This window comes from Acinetobacter sp. GD03645, assembly GCF_029845285.1.
Taxonomy (GTDB): Bacteria; Pseudomonadota; Gammaproteobacteria; order Pseudomonadales; family Moraxellaceae; genus Acinetobacter; species Acinetobacter corruptisaponis.
Map to the genome: position 1 here is coordinate 123,026 of NZ_JAOCLL010000010.1, position 14,869 is coordinate 137,894.

The following is a 14,869-nucleotide window of genomic DNA, read 5'->3' on the forward strand; positions in this document are numbered from 1 at the left end:
TTAACATAATTAAATATATGAGAATTAATTTCTTTAGAAATAGGATGAAATATAAATAATATAATTATTTCAATATTTTAAGAAAAAGTAATGAATATATGTAAAATATCCAAATTAATTTCCCATCAAAACAAATGCTTAAAACACACATTTAAATTCATTATCTATCTATAGATTCGACCTCACATAAGACTGGAAAGAAATCAGCTTGTCCAAATACCCATTATTTCAAATTGATCATTTTGTAAGACAAGTTGAGCAAATGAGTCACTGAGCTCATGTCATTTTTCTTCTAATATGCCGCTACTGAATAGCAACCTGAGAGTTTAGGTTCATCATGACTCAATTGCCGAAAGTTAAACATGCCCTGCTTCGTTCACGAACTGCAAAAAAAGTGCTTAACAGCCATACCAGCCATCAAGCACGTCATATATATTCCAATGCAACAGACCGTATCTTTCGCGGGGCCCAGCTTGCATTGTCTGGAAAGACTCCCTTTGACGTGGTCTATCAACGTGAAATTATCAGTTTACGTCATTATACACCCCATACGGACTCCCCAGTACAGAAACACCGTATTCCCCTAGTGATCGTGCCACCTTTAGCAGCCAATATGCTGATCTATGATTTATTCCCAAATCGTAGCTTGGTACGTTATTTTCTTGGTCAGGGCTTTGATGTATATCTGATTGACTGGGGTACGCCAAGCCTACGTCAGGCAAAATATAACCTCGGCACCTATGTAAAAACATTTATGCCAGATTTTCTAGAGAAAATTCGGGAACATAGTGGTCAGCAACAGCTTTCCCTGTTTGGCTGGAGCTTAGGTGGTGCACTTTCACTATGCTACACCTCCTTGTTTAAAGATAAAAATATTCAGAATCTGGTGATTTTAGCCTCACCTATCAATACCCATAAATCAGGTTACATGGGTAAATTTTACCAGCGCTTAACAGCTCCAGCCCAATGGGTTCGCAGCAATACCAACTTCCGTATCCATCAAGTGCCTAGCCGTGTCTTTCATGTACATGGATGGCAAAATACCCTAGGCTTCAAACTCACTGATCCTATTGGTAACTTTAAGAACTATTGGGAATTGGTGAAGAACCTGAATGACCGCCAGTTTGTGGTTAACCATGCCACCTCAAGCTCTTTTGTGGACAATATGCTGGCCTACCCAGGCGGCGTAATGCGTGACATTATTTTACGTTTCTGGATTGATAATGAACTATCTACAGGTTCAGTAAAATTTGGAGACCAAACTGCCAATTTAAAAGACATCGACTGTTCAGTGCTGGCCGTGGGTGGTAATACCGATATCATTGTGACTGCTGAAGCACTACGTCCTCTAATGGATTTAATCAGTAGTGAAGACAAGCAATTTAAGGTTGTGCCAGGTGGACATATGGGGCTGGTCTCAGGTAATCAGGCACCACAGACTGTATGGCCTGTTGTAACCGAATGGCTATCCCAACGTTCTGATTAAAGGTTCATACTTCCCATAAAGGCTGTTGCTGTTGAACAAATAAACAGCCTTTAATGGAGATCAATTGTTATAAAACCAGATTATCTAAGATTAGGCAAAATGTGGCTGCCCTTGCAATACCAGACTATCAATATTAACGGGCCTGCCAAGCAAGTATCCCTGTAATTGATTACAACCTAAATTTTTAAGAATATCCGCTTGTTGCTGTGTTTCCACTCCCTCAGCCGTGACAATCAAACCTAGTTTTGCAGCAAGATGAATTATACTTTCTAAAATCGCTTCTTCTTTAGAATCGGGTTGTAAATCCATCAGGAAACCGCGATCAATTTTGAGTTCATCGACAGGTAAATCCTTTAAATACAGAAAGCTTGAGTAACCTGTTCCAAAGTCATCTATTGCGATTCGAATGCCGAGCTTACGCAGGCGTTCCAAGGTACGAATACTTGAATCAATGTGATGCATTGCGGTTGATTCAGTAATTTCCAGAATCAGGTTGTGAGGCTGGATTTGATATTTTTCCAATAATTGTTCAAGGACACTGAATAATTTCTTATTTTCAAACTGTAATGCTGACAGATTCACTGCAATTGGATAAAACTGGTTTTTGCTCTGCTCCCATTTCTGAATTTGTTGACAGGCTTGTTCCAGCGCCCAATATCCCATGGGAATAATTAAACCCGTTTTTTCAGCACCTTCAATAAACATTTGTGGCGTAAGCAGTCCCAAACTTGGATGCTTCCAGCGAATCAGGGCCTCAACACCACAGACTTCATAGTTTGCGGTAAATTTTGGCTGGTAAAACAAGACAAACTGCTGCTCATCAACCGCCTTATATAAATCATTGATCAGTTTGGACTGGCTGCGTACATCTTGCTGATCGCTCATGGACTGGAATACGGTATAGGTATTACGTCCCTGATCTTTTGACACCAGCATGGCAACATCCGCATTAATCAACAAATCCTGAATATTGGTGCCATGTTCAGGATACATCGCAATCCCAAGGCTCGCGGATATATTAATGTCTTTACTGGCAATTAAATAAGTTTCCTGAATAAAATGCAGGATTTCTTCAGCAAGCTGCATTGCCTCATTGATATCGGTATTTTCAGAAATCAGGACAAATTCATCGCCACCTATACGGAATAACTTATGGTTTTGATTTAGCTTATTGTGTAAACGATTGGCCATCTGGATCAACAACTGATCCCCAATATGATGCCCGAACGCATCATTCACCGACTTAAAACGATCCAGGTCAATATATAAAAAGGCAGCCTTTTGCTCATGCAAGCGATGATGGCTAAACACAACCTCTGCATAGTCGGTTAAATACATACGGTTAGGCAGCTTGGTTAGGGCATCATGCAGGGACTGAATCTCAAGCTCTTTATTTATAAAGGTAAGTTGTTGATTACGTTCTTCCAGTCTAGATTCTAAAACCGCAACGGCAAAACCTGCGACAAACACCAGACTGGTAATAAAGATGATTGTGAACAACAATACACTTTGCTCTGTCTGTGCAGCATTCAAGGCCTTAATAATACTTTCATCAAAATAGGTTGCCGCCATGCCTGTGTAATGCATACCGACAATGCTCAGCGCCATTAACACCGCAACAATTGCTTTTAGTCCAATCCGATACCTGACTGCTGACTTATATTTAAAGATAAAGAAGAAACTTAGACCAGCCCCACTGATTGCAATTAAAACTGAGCAAATAACCAGTAAGGGATCATAATGCATCTGATGATGTTCAACTGTAAGTGCCATCATGCCTGTATAATGCATACCTGCTATACCCAAGCCCATAAACACGGCACCAAGAATCAGGCGAGGCAAAGGCAAAGTTGGGCGTGAAGTCAGCCACACCGCAAAAATAGAGGCAATTGCACCCACCATATAGGAAAGCGTCGTTAAACCCAGATCAAAATGATAGCCTTCTGGCAAATGACTCGCCAGCATTCCCACAAAATGCATTGCCCATATCGCCAACCCCAGGATTAGACCACTCGCAACCAGAATGCTTTTTTCAAACTTTTTATAAGCAGCCTTGAAAACCAGCTCTTCCATTGAAACTGCGGCATAGCATGTTGCCACCGCAACCAGAATGGAAACGATGACCAATGTGTTATCGTAATCAACGTGTACCATAAAGGAATTCCATGATTATCCATTACTTTTTTTTATTTGCCGAGCAAATTGCCCAGGCTCAGAACGATCCTTCACACTCAAAAAAGATACGAATAGTGCATTCATAAACTTTCCTTAACAATAACATCATCTAGCATAAGGTCAAGTCTTTTTCACTTTATAAATCAATAGAATAAAAACACACAATCATTTCAGACCCATGAAAAACATTGTTTTTTTATCACAATTTTTTATCCAAAGACTTATTTATTTTTTACTGGACAGTACGAATATTTCAGTTATTTGTTTTTGTAGGTTTTAAATCGAACTGGGACATCAAAATACCCAGCAATTTTATTGTTTTCATTTTGCCTAAACCATTTTCTGGAAAATAATTAAGGCTTAAATATATTATGCCTTTTTGATCTTTGTATTGTTATAACTCTGTTATCACCCTATCATATAATTTTTAAGTATGGATTTAAAATATCTTTTCTTATCAAAATGATAGAATAAAATATAAAACCAAATTATGATATGGTCAATTCATATACAAAAAGAAAAATGTAGCGTATGCCATCACAGCCCCTCATTAGACTAAAAAAGATTAGTTCCGAAGAACAACTGGAGTACCTGAAAAAACAGCTTGAAGTTTCTGTGCTCCCTCACTTCTTTACCTATCGACAAATGTTTGAGCAAAAAATCCAATGTTTTGCATTACTACTTTATATGTTGGGAATTTTCTCTAGTTTCATTCCCTTTATTCCCTTAGAGAAAGAACAGAGTAGATGGCTATTTTTGGGTGCTGTGATTTGCTATGGCATACTGTTACTGCAAAGTTTTATCTCTTCTTCGCTTAAAAAATATTATTTACGGCCATACCAGCCAGAAATAGAGGCTCATCAGTATTTGGCCACACAGGGGGGAAATTTTACAAATTCACGTCTGGAATCAAAAACAAAAATGGCTGGAGCTAACAGCTGAGTTTCAGGATATATCAAATGATTACATTCGAAAAAAATTTCGTATTCCTTATCCACAAATAGAGAAGTTCAAAAACCCCCTTGATCCTAAACAGTTGATTGGACAAAAAGTCGAACTCTGTTTATTGCCACAGTCATATCAGCCCTTACAAATACGACTACTTCCAACAGAAAAAACCAAACTGGAATTTTTCCATTCAAAATCAGTCTTGTTTTTTAGCCAAAATCAGCTTTGGTCACTACACCATCAACGGATTCATATTAAGTCTTCAGTATGCACATTTACAGTGCAGGAGATTCAATTCGTTCGATCAACTGAAAATTTTGATTTCCATCTTGACTTCTATTGCCCTGAATACTGTGATTTCCAAATTCCATCAACGATTGGCAATTTTTCAGAGTTTGAACAAGCTTTATTTGAATGTTTTAAGGATATTGAGTTTGATCATTATCAAAAACTTAAATATAGCAACCAACCACAACATATTAAAATTTGGCAATGCCAGCCTGCTTTATTGCCTACTATAGAAAAAAGGAAAGTAATCAAAGATTTTGAGTTAAGTTTAGGTTTAATATTTATAATCACCATTGTTATTGTTTTTATACTCATTTTCTTAGCACATCACTTTATTGGTCTAAGTCTATTATTTTTTGCCATCGTGGCTTTAATCAGTATTTATTTCTACAATTTATCGTCAAAACGGCTTTTTGATTATCATCAGGATGCTCAACTATAAGCTAAAAAAAAGAAACCCTTGTAGAAACAAGGTTTTTTTTAAGATCCAACTAAAAATTAGTTCTTTTCATTATCAACTCTTTATCAACGATTTTATTTGCTTGAATCCAAGGTACGAAAAAGATGAAAGCACTGCTTTCATCTTTTTGAGGCACGTAACAATAAACATAAAAAAACCCACTCAAATAGAGTGGGTCTTCGCATTCAAATCAATTGATTTGAGAAATTAGTTCTTCTCTTTATCAACGATTTTATTCGCTTGAATCCAAGGCACGAATAAAGATGAAAGCACTGCTTTCATCTTTTTGAGGCACGTAACAATAAACATAAAAAACCCACTCAAATAGAGTGGGTCTTCGCATTCAAATTAATTGATTTGAGAAATTAGTTCTTCTCTTTATCAACAATTTTATTCGCTTGAATCCAAGGCATCATTGCACGTAACTTATTACCCGTTACTTCAATGCCATGCGCTGCGTTTTGACGACGACGAGCAGTCATTGATGGGTAGTTCAATGCACCTTCCTGAATAAACATCTTCGCATATTCACCAGACTGGATACGTTTCAACGCGTTACGCATTGCTTCACGAGACTGTTCGTTGATCACTTCAGTACCAGTCACATATTCACCATACTCAGCATTGTTAGAAACTGAGTAGTTCATGTCTGCGATACCGCCTTCGAACATCAAGTCAACAATTAACTTAAGTTCGTGTAAGCATTCGAAGTAAGCCATTTCTGGAGCATAACCCGCTTCAACCAAAGTTTCGAAGCCCATTTTAACCAGTTCAACCGCACCACCACAAAGAACCGCTTGCTCGCCGAACAAGTCAGTTTCAGTTTCTTCACGGAAAGAAGTTTCGATGATACCTGTACGGCCACCACCTACGCCTGAAGCGTAAGAAAGTGCAACGTTACGCGCATTGCCAGAAGCATCCTGATGAATCGCGATAAGGTCAGGAACACCTGAACCACGTTGATATTCTGAACGAACAGTATGACCAGGTGCCTTTGGAGCAACCATGATTACATCCAGGTCTTTACGTGGAACAACCTGGTTATAAAGGATAGAGAAACCATGAGCAAATGCTAAGGTTGCGCCTTCTTTAATGTTTGGTTCAATCACATCACGATAAAGCTGAGATTGGAACTCATCTGGAGTCAGGATCATCACCAAGTCAGCCTGAGCAACAGCAGCTGGAACTTCAGACACTTTAAGACCAGAATTTTCAGCTTTTTTCCAAGATGCTGAACCAGCACGTAAACCAACAGTTACGTCTACGCCAGAGTCTTTCAAGTTAAGTGCGTGAGCATGACCTTGTGAACCATAACCAATGATTGCAACTTTCTTGCCTTGGATGATAGATAAGTCACAGTCTTTATCGTAAAAAATTTGCATCTGTTTTCTCCGCTAAAATTTTTGTCATTTCCCTTGTTCTACAAGGATATATCTGTTGTAACCACCCAATTCCTACTTTTAAGGAACTGGGTAAGCCATTAAATTGTTAAAACCTTTTCACCACGAGCGATGCCTGACACACCAGAACGCACAACCTCAAGGATGGTGTTCTCTGCAAGTGCATCAATGAAACCATCAATCTTGTCCGTTGTACCCGCGATCTGAATGGTATAGGTCGTTGGCGTAACATCTACGATTTGGGCACGGAAGATATCCGCTGTACGCTTGATTTCCGCACGGGCCGCACCAAGTGCCTTAACCTTGATCAACATCAGTTCACGCTCAATGTGTGAACCTTCTGACAGGTCAACCACTTTTACCACTTCAACCAGTTTGTTGAGTTGTTTGGTGATTTGCTCGATCTTGTGATCATCGCCATACGTGGTCAATGTCAAACGAGATAGGGTTTCATCTTCTGTCGGTGCAACATTGAGTGTCTCAATGTTGTAGCCGCGTTGACTGAACAAGCCAACCAGACGAGAAAGCGCACCTGCTTCGTTTTCAACGAGTACAGAAATAATATGTCTCATTATGTACGCTCCCCTTTGCCTAACCACATATCTTTCATCGACTGACCCGCAACCAACATTGGATATACATGCTCAGTACGGTCCACCATGACATTAATGAATACACATTTATCATTAATTGCCATCGCTTCGGCTAATTTAGCTTCCAGCTCATCAGCGTGGTTAATCTGAATACCCACATGGCCATAGGCTTCCATTAACTTGGCAAAATCGGGCAATGAATCGACATAAGAACTTGAATGACGTCCTTCGTAGTTCATATCCTGCCATTGTTTTACCATGCCTAGCGCCTGGTTGTTCAAGCAAAGAATTTTTACATTCAGACCATATTGCTTACAGGTTGAAAGTTCCTGAATACACATCTGAATTGAAGCTTCACCCGTAATACACACTACTTGCTGATCTGGAAATGCAAGCTTGGCTGCCATCGCATACGGCAAGCCAACGCCCATAGTGCCCAAACCACCAGAGTTGATCCATTGACGTGGACGTTTGTATTTGTAGTACAACGCACCAAACATCTGATGTTGACCAACGTCAGAGGTAATGATCGCTTCACCATTGGTGACACGGTCCAATGCTTCAACAACCTGTTGTGGCTTCATGCTGCCATCAGTCGGTGTTTCATATTTAAGACCATGCACCTTACGCCATTCATTAATCTGAGACCACCATTCAGCAATCGCTTCAGGATTTGGCTTGGACACATTCATTTGTTTCAATTGTGCCAACATTTCCTGAAGTACAGGCTCTACTGCACCCACAATTGGAATATGCGCCATAATGGTTTTTGAGATGGTCGCAGGATCGATGTCAATATGAATGACTTTGGCATTTTGACAGAACTTAGCTGGGTTGTTGGTCACACGGTCATCAAAGCGTGCGCCAATCGCTAAAATCACGTCAGCATTGTGCATTGCCATATTGGCTTCATAAGTACCATGCATTCCCAACATACCCACAAACTGTGGATCATCGCCTGGGAAACCACCCAAGCCCATCAGCGTGTTGGTGACTGGATAACCCAATAGATGTGCCAGCTCAGTCAATAATGCTGAAGCATTGCCCTGAACCACACCACCGCCCGTATAAATCATTGGGCGTTTTGCGGTAATCAGTTCATCAATCGCCTTACGGATTTGACCAGAATGACCACGTGAAGGCGGTTGATATGAACGCATCTTCACTTTTTCAGGATATTCGTAGGCAAATTTGTCCGTAGGGTTGGTTGCATCCTTAGGAATATCAACCACAACTGGACCTGGACGGCCAGAAGACGCGATATAGAATGCCTTCTTGATAATTGCAGGAATTTCGCTGGCATGACGAACCTGGAAACTGTGTTTTACAATTGGACGGGAAATCCCGACCATGTCCGTTTCCTGGAATGCATCTTCACCAATTAAATGAGTCGCAACCTGACCAGACAAAATCACCATTGGGATTGAGTCCATATAGGCTGTTGCGATTGGAGTCACAGTATTTGTCGCGCCTGGACCAGAAGTCACAAGGACAACACCTGTTTTCCCTGTTACGCGCGAATAAGCATCTGCCATGTGGCCAGCAGCTTGTTCATGACGTACGAGGTAATGATTGATTCTGTCTTGTTGAAATAGCGCGTCATAGATATGTAAAACTGCGCCGCCTGGATAACCAAAAACATGCTCTACGCCTTCGTCCGCAAGGGCACGAACGAGCATTTCACCACCAGATAAAAGTTCCAACGTGATTCACCCTAGTATTTGCACAGTTTATAGGAGACATAAACCGTGTTTCATTCATTAACTTATGCACTTTTTTAAGTGTGCGTATTCTACTCGTTTTTGCTGCAATAGGAAAAATTTTCTGACTCATCAGCCGTATAAGCTGTTTTTACATCTCGAATCAAAATATGCTGGGATAAGCATATTTCAAAAAATCATTCTCTCGGCTAGAAAGAATGTCCATTGCAAGCCATGACATTTATTCGAAGGGTGATCAAATAAGCGCATATAAAACTAAAGCAAGCATTTTTGTTGCTTTCATACACAAAGTCAAGAATAAAGGAAAGGTTTTTCTATAATATTTTTTAGCTGTTGTTTTTTTAGGCTTATTCACGGCTGTGGTTTAGTCTAGTGAAACGTCCATTTATCAAAATTTCATTTTCTTTTTACATAAAACGATGCATTGTAAATTGCATCCTGAATACACTTTGATCGAATATAGACAGAATTCTCTTGGGGAGATCAAACATGAAACCATCTTATTTAAAAACGGGCTTATATACGGTTGCCACAACAGCACTGCTGCTTTGTTCAAGTCAAAACCATGCGCAACAGTACTACAAATGGGTCGATGCAAATGGATCGACCCACTACACCACCACACCTCCGCCTAAAGGTGCAAAACGTTTAAACAAAGTTTCAACCTATGGTGGAAATCAGCCGACACAAGCACCAGCCACAACAGCAAATCAGGCCGCACAGCAAGCCCAGAACGCTGCGCAACATGCATCACAGGCAGCAAATGTGGCGGCTGAAGCGGCTGCAACAACCTCACCTCCTGCTCAGGCACCATCTGCACCATCACATTCAGAATGATAAAGTAGCCTGAATAGATCAAGGTGGTATCTAACCGCCTTGAAGATAAAATCCCAATCTAAAAACTGACATTTCACCCAGTTTTGCGCTATGCTGTGCAGCAATCTTAATCTTACTTTTTTGTTGTATCGCATATCCCTATGACGACTTCTCACATTGACGCCGAATATCAAGCAAGTGCCATTGAGCCCCAAGTTCAACAAGACTGGGACAATCGCAAAGTTTTCAAAGTTGCCGACACTGTAGAGGGCAAACATCGCTATATCCTGTCGATGTTCCCCTACCCAAGTGGCAAGCTGCATATGGGGCATGTGCGCAACTACACCATCGGTGATGTGATTAGCCGTTTTTACCGTTTAAAGGGCGAAACTGTGTTGCAGCCAATGGGCTGGGATGCGTTTGGTTTACCTGCCGAGAATGCAGCAATCGCGCATAAAGTTGCGCCTGCAAAATGGACATTTGAAAACATCGCCTACATGCGTGACCAGTTAAAGAAACTGGGGTTGTCTGTGGACTGGGATCGTGAGTTCGCAACCTGTACGCCTGAGTACTATCACTGGGAACAATGGCTGTTTGTTCAGCTTTATAAGAAAGGCCTGATCTACCGCAAGCTGTCAACCGTGAACTGGGACCCAGTAGACCAGACCGTATTAGCGAATGAACAGGTTGAAAATGGTCGTGGCTGGCGTTCGGGTGCATTGGTGGAAAAACGTGATATCCCAATGTACTACTTCCGCATCACTGACTACGCACAAGAGTTGCTGGATGATTTAGATACCTTGCAGGATGGCTGGCCACAACAGGTTTTGACCATGCAACGTAACTGGATTGGTCGTTCTACAGGAATGGAAATTACCTTTCCATCCGCCAATCCTGAAATTTATGCAGATGGCCTAACAGTTTATACCACCCGTGCTGACACTTTAATGGGTGTGACCTATGTTGCGGTAGCGGCAGAACATCCTCTTGCATTAAAAGCAGCAGAAAATAATGCTGAACTTGCTGCATTTATTGAAGAATGCCGTATGGGTTCAGTGGCAGAGGCGGATTTAGCCACTGCTGAAAAGAAAGGCATGGCAACAGGTTTATTTGTTAAGCATCCTGTCACTGGCGAACAAGTGCCTGTCTGGATTGCCAACTATGTGTTGATGTCTTACGGTTCAGGTGCGGTGATGGCTGTTCCTGCCCACGATGAACGCGACTTTGAGTTTGCCAACAAATTTAACCTGCCAATCAAGCAAGTGATTGATGCCAAAGGCATAGATGACGCTGATTTTTCTGCAGCAGCATGGCAGGAATGGTATGGCTCTAAAGAAGGTAAACTGGTCAATTCAGATGAGTTCGACGGTTTGAATTTCCAGGCTGCTTTTGATGCACTCCTTGCTAAACTAGAACCACAAGCTTTGGCCAATGCCAAGGTTCAGTTCCGTCTACGTGACTGGGGCGTGTCCCGTCAGCGTTACTGGGGTTGTCCAATTCCAATGATCAACTGTGATCGTTGTGGTCAAGTCACAGTTCCAGAAGATCAACTGCCAGTGGTATTACCGACTGATGTCGTTCCAGATGGCTCTGGCAACCCATTGAACAAGATGCCTGAGTTCTATGAAACCAAGTGTCCAAGCTGTGGTGGCGATGCACGTCGTGAAACAGATACTTTAGATACTTTCGTAGAATCCTCTTGGTACTATGCACGCTACGCCTCACCTGATTTCACTGGTGGTATGGTCAAGCCTGAAGCGGCGCAAAACTGGCTGCCAGTCAACCAATACATCGGTGGTGTGGAACATGCCATCCTGCACCTACTTTATGCACGTTTCTTCCATAAGTTGATGCGTGACGAGGGTGTTGTTCAGGGCAACGAACCCTTTAGCAACCTGTTGACACAGGGCATGGTTTTGGCGGATACGTTCTACCGTGAAGCTGAAAATGGCAAAAAAACCTGGTTCAACCCTGCCGACATTATTTTAGAAAAAGATGAAAAAGGCCGTGTGCTTTCAGCAAAATATTCAGGTGATGGTCAGGATGTAATTATCGGTGGACAAGAAAAAATGTCCAAGTCGAAAAACAACGGCATTGACCCACAGGCAATTATCGACCAGTACGGCGCAGATACCGCCCGTGTGTTTATGATGTTTGCTGCTCCACCTGATCAGTCTTTGGAATGGTCAGATGCAGGGGTTGAAGGTGCCAACCGATTCCTGAAACGTGTATGGCGTTTGGCTACTGGTTTCTTGGAAAAAGGCAATCAGACAAGTGCAATTGATAGCGCAAATCTTTCTAAAGATGCACAGGATCTACGCCGTAAAACCCATGAAACGATTCAGAAAGTGGATGATGACATTGAACGTCGCCATGCATTTAACACCGCCATTGCCGCATTAATGGAATTGTTGAATGCAACCAACAAGTTTGAAGCCAAAGACGATAGCGATGTTGCGGTTGAACGCGAAGCAATCACAACATTGCTGACATTACTTGCACCATTTGCACCACATTTAAGCCAGACCTTGTTGGCTCAGTTTGGTATTGATTTAACCTCGGCTGAATTCCCTCAGGTGGACGAGTCAGCCTTGACCCGCAATACGCAAACGATTGTTGTACAGGTGAATGGCAAGCTTCGTGGTAAGCTGGAAGTTGCTGTTGATATTTCCAAAGAAGATTTATTGGCACAGGCGAAAGCCTTGGCAGAAGTTCAGCAATTCCTGACAGGTCCAACCAAGAAAGAAATTGTTGTGCCAAACAAATTGGTGAATTTAGTCGTTTAAACTGTAGGGGCGTATTGTATACGCCCTCATTGTCTATGAGGGATATTTATGCACTTAGCGCAACGTCTCGCTGCTATTGTTTTAACTTTGGGTCTAAGTGCTGGCTTAGTCGGTTGTGGTTTTCATCTTAAGGGAAGCAACCCAGCCGCAACACCATTGGTCTACAATAAACTCACCCTGGTTCTACCTGACAATACCGATGAACTCGAAAATCGTTTAAGTATCTACCTCAGTGCAACAGGTGTACAGCTCAGTAATGCCAATGATGCCTATGTATTGCGTATTCTGGATTACGCACCCCGCCGCCAGTTGTTGAATGGTAAATTGACAGAGGTGCTACTACGTTTAACGGTTACCTTTCAGATTGAGGACCGTCAGGGTCGCAAGATGACTGAACCACGTACCTTAACAGCTTCCCGTAGCTATCAATATGATGTGGCAACCGTCAACACTGATAACCAGCAGGAAGCTTATCTGAACCGTATTGTGATTGATGACCTGGCCCAACAATTGACACGTCAAATTGCTGCAAACCGCTTGCCTAAAGCTCAACCCTAAGCTGTCATTATGAAGCTGGATTATGTTCAAGCCCTAAAGCGTGTCCATGAAGCCCGTGGCGCATGGATTATGCACGGTCAGGAACCCCTGCTTGAACAAAACCTGCTGGATGCCTTTCGCAAAAGCTGGCAACAGCAGGAAGTTGAGCGGCAACGCTATGATATTGGCAACGTGAATGACTGGAAAAATGTCTTTAATGCGCTGAATAGCCTGTCATTATTTTCACAACAGCTTGCGATTGAAGTGCATGGCAATATCAAGCCTGATGCCAACGGTCTAAAACAGCTTAAAAATTATATTCAGCATAATGAACATAACTTACTCCTGATTGTTTTACCTAAACAGGACAGCAGCAGTTTAAAGACAGCCTTTTTTCAGACCGTGGAAGCCAATGGCGTGGTGGTTGCTCTGACCGCCACCTACCCACAGGATCGGCAACGTATCCTAGGTATTGAGGCAGAAAAACTCGGTATTCAACTCAACAATGATGCATGGCAATGGCTGATGCAGCACCATGAACATAATTTACTGGCTGCAAAAAACAGCCTGATGCGTGTTGCAGACACCTTTCCAGATCTTAAGCAAATTCAGACTGAACAGCTGTATGCCTGTTTACAGGATCAATCCCGTTATACCACCTATGACCTGAGTGATGCCTTGTTGGCTGGCAACCTGGCGCAGTCGGTCAAGATTTATCAGTACCTGATTGCGGCTGGCGAGCCTGACAGCCTGATTTTATGGACACTCAGCAAGGAAATGCGCCTATTGATGCAGTTGTTTGAGCAACCACACAATGCCCTACAGCTTGGTATCTGGAACACCAAGGTTTCACAATATCAACAGGCGTTACGGCGCTTGAATCCACGCCAGTTTCTGACCTGGTCTGATTTACTGTTGCGTATTGATGCCGCCATTAAAGGCATGTCCAAAGAGAATCCAGAACACCTGATGTTACAGGCAGTTGGGGAGTTGTGTGGCAACCGCCTGTTTGTATGATTTAAATTTTAGTCAAATAAACGTGCAAACCAGCTTTTCTCTTTTTTCTGCTCCTGAGAACGCAAGTACCTGATCATATTGTCACGCACAGCATCGACATAATCCTGATCATCATGCTGGATATGGTTGATCAACCATTTGGAAAGCAGCCGATATAAATCATTCTCCACCGCCTCCCCCTTTTCAAAGCGCTGACGGTATTCGTTGAGCCTTTTTACAAACAGGTCATGTATGCCCTTATGCGAGGGTAAATACTGATAGTTGACCTGTGCCAGCAGGTTTTCCTCAAAACTAAAATGGGACTGGGTGTAATCAATCAAGTCTTCCAGCACTTCCTGAATCTTGTCACGCTGACCACTTACCCTGATTTCCTCTAGCGTGTTGATATACTGCAAAATCTGGCGATGCTGATGATCAATCACATCAATTCCAATGTTAAAACTTTCTTTCCATTCCATTTTCATTTCCCCTGTGAAATTTCCTGTGAATCACTTGTATTTATTGACATATTTTTATATGGTTGTTCTGGGATTAAATCCATATAAAAAATATGGATTTAAATTCTACAATTTTTCAAAATTTAAATCCATAAAAAAATTATGGTTTTATTAAAAACAGTATTTAAATATAAAAAATAACAGT

At 41.7% G+C, this 14,869-nt stretch carries 12 protein-coding genes; 7 read left to right on the top strand and 5 right to left on the bottom strand.

Annotated elements, in window-relative coordinates; genetic code table 11:
* Positions 1-337 precede the first annotated feature (337 nt).
* Entirely contained in the window at positions 338-1,486 is a 1,149-nt protein-coding gene (locus N5J47_RS10045) for an alpha/beta fold hydrolase (protein WP_279961006.1), read from the top strand.
* 90 nt (positions 1,487-1,576) lie between these two features.
* Here N5J47_RS10045 and N5J47_RS10050 read toward each other — a convergent pair whose 3' ends face one another.
* Positions 1,577-3,640 carry a bifunctional diguanylate cyclase/phosphodiesterase gene (locus N5J47_RS10050; RefSeq protein WP_279961007.1) on the bottom strand — a complete coding sequence of 688 codons (2,064 nt, stop codon included), beginning with the start codon at positions 3,638-3,640 and terminating at the stop codon, positions 1,577-1,579.
* Between the two features lie 552 nt (positions 3,641-4,192).
* Between N5J47_RS10050 and N5J47_RS10055 the strand changes: the two genes are divergently transcribed.
* Together N5J47_RS10055 and N5J47_RS10060 are read left to right on the top strand one after the other, a co-directional pair.
* Positions 4,193-4,603, top strand: a complete 411-nt coding sequence (locus N5J47_RS10055) for a hypothetical protein (protein WP_279961008.1) — start codon at positions 4,193-4,195, stop codon at positions 4,601-4,603.
* Positions 4,604-4,697: 94 nt separating this feature from the next.
* Positions 4,698-5,339, top strand: coding sequence for a hypothetical protein (locus tag N5J47_RS10060; RefSeq protein ID WP_279961010.1), 642 nt, complete (start codon positions 4,698-4,700; stop codon positions 5,337-5,339).
* A gap of 383 nt (positions 5,340-5,722) precedes the next feature.
* On the opposite strand, the gene ilvC is transcribed toward N5J47_RS10060, so the two are convergent.
* From ilvC to N5J47_RS10075, 3 genes are all read right to left on the bottom strand, one after another.
* A complete protein-coding gene (gene ilvC / locus N5J47_RS10065) occupies positions 5,723-6,739 on the bottom strand; it encodes a ketol-acid reductoisomerase (protein WP_004659026.1) in 1,017 nt (338 codons plus the stop codon).
* 98 nt (positions 6,740-6,837) lie between these two features.
* The gene (gene ilvN, locus N5J47_RS10070) at positions 6,838-7,329 is read right to left on the bottom strand and encodes an acetolactate synthase small subunit (protein WP_262466117.1); all 492 of its coding nucleotides are present in this window, start codon (positions 7,327-7,329) and stop codon (positions 6,838-6,840) included.
* Positions 7,329-9,053 (bottom strand): acetolactate synthase 3 large subunit, encoded by a 1,725-nt coding sequence (locus N5J47_RS10075; protein WP_267981670.1) that lies wholly within the window; start codon positions 9,051-9,053, stop codon positions 7,329-7,331. The genes ilvN and N5J47_RS10075 overlap by 1 nt, the downstream gene beginning before the upstream one ends.
* A 507-nt stretch (positions 9,054-9,560) precedes the next feature.
* Between N5J47_RS10075 and N5J47_RS10080 the strand changes: the two genes are divergently transcribed.
* The 4 genes from N5J47_RS10080 (at position 9,561) to holA (ending at position 14,227) form a co-directional block, all read left to right on the top strand.
* Complete coding sequence (locus tag N5J47_RS10080; protein WP_279961012.1) at positions 9,561-9,908, top strand: DUF4124 domain-containing protein; 348 nt, start codon at positions 9,561-9,563, stop codon at positions 9,906-9,908.
* Between the two features lie 140 nt (positions 9,909-10,048).
* Positions 10,049-12,673 (top strand): leucine--tRNA ligase, encoded by a 2,625-nt coding sequence (leuS, locus tag N5J47_RS10085; protein WP_279961013.1) that lies wholly within the window; start codon positions 10,049-10,051, stop codon positions 12,671-12,673.
* Between the two features lie 48 nt (positions 12,674-12,721).
* A complete protein-coding gene (lptE, locus tag N5J47_RS10090; protein WP_279961014.1) occupies positions 12,722-13,231 on the top strand; it encodes an LPS assembly lipoprotein LptE in 510 nt (169 codons plus the stop codon).
* 9 nt (positions 13,232-13,240) lie between these two features.
* Positions 13,241-14,227 carry a DNA polymerase III subunit delta gene (gene holA, locus N5J47_RS10095; protein WP_279961015.1) on the top strand — a complete coding sequence of 329 codons (987 nt, stop codon included), beginning with the start codon at positions 13,241-13,243 and terminating at the stop codon, positions 14,225-14,227.
* An 8-nt stretch (positions 14,228-14,235) separates the two neighbouring features.
* Here the strand turns inward: holA and N5J47_RS10100 are convergent, their stop codons facing one another.
* Positions 14,236-14,685 carry a bacteriohemerythrin gene (locus tag N5J47_RS10100; RefSeq protein WP_267981665.1) on the bottom strand — a complete coding sequence of 150 codons (450 nt, stop codon included), beginning with the start codon at positions 14,683-14,685 and terminating at the stop codon, positions 14,236-14,238.
* Positions 14,686-14,869: the final 184 nt, after the last annotated feature.

What these genes read in the sequence shown, in the direction of transcription:
- holA (WP_279961015.1), top strand. Translation starts at nt 13,241, where the DNA reads ATGAAGCTGGATTATGTTCAAGCCCTAAAGCGTGTCCATGAAGCCCGT.
- lptE (WP_279961014.1), top strand. Translation starts at nt 12,722, where the DNA reads ATGCACTTAGCGCAACGTCTCGCTGCTATTGTTTTAACTTTGGGTCTA.
- ilvN (WP_262466117.1), bottom strand. Translation starts at nt 7,329, where the DNA reads ATGAGACATATTATTTCTGTACTCGTTGAAAACGAAGCAGGTGCGCTT.
- N5J47_RS10055 (WP_279961008.1), top strand. Translation starts at nt 4,193, where the DNA reads ATGCCATCACAGCCCCTCATTAGACTAAAAAAGATTAGTTCCGAAGAA.
- N5J47_RS10050 (WP_279961007.1), bottom strand. Translation starts at nt 3,640, where the DNA reads ATGGTACACGTTGATTACGATAACACATTGGTCATCGTTTCCATTCTG.
- leuS (WP_279961013.1), top strand. Translation starts at nt 10,049, where the DNA reads ATGACGACTTCTCACATTGACGCCGAATATCAAGCAAGTGCCATTGAG.
- N5J47_RS10080 (WP_279961012.1), top strand. Translation starts at nt 9,561, where the DNA reads ATGAAACCATCTTATTTAAAAACGGGCTTATATACGGTTGCCACAACA.
- N5J47_RS10045 (WP_279961006.1), top strand. Translation starts at nt 338, where the DNA reads ATGACTCAATTGCCGAAAGTTAAACATGCCCTGCTTCGTTCACGAACT.
- ilvC (WP_004659026.1), bottom strand. Translation starts at nt 6,739, where the DNA reads ATGCAAATTTTTTACGATAAAGACTGTGACTTATCTATCATCCAAGGC.
- N5J47_RS10100 (WP_267981665.1), bottom strand. Translation starts at nt 14,685, where the DNA reads ATGGAATGGAAAGAAAGTTTTAACATTGGAATTGATGTGATTGATCAT.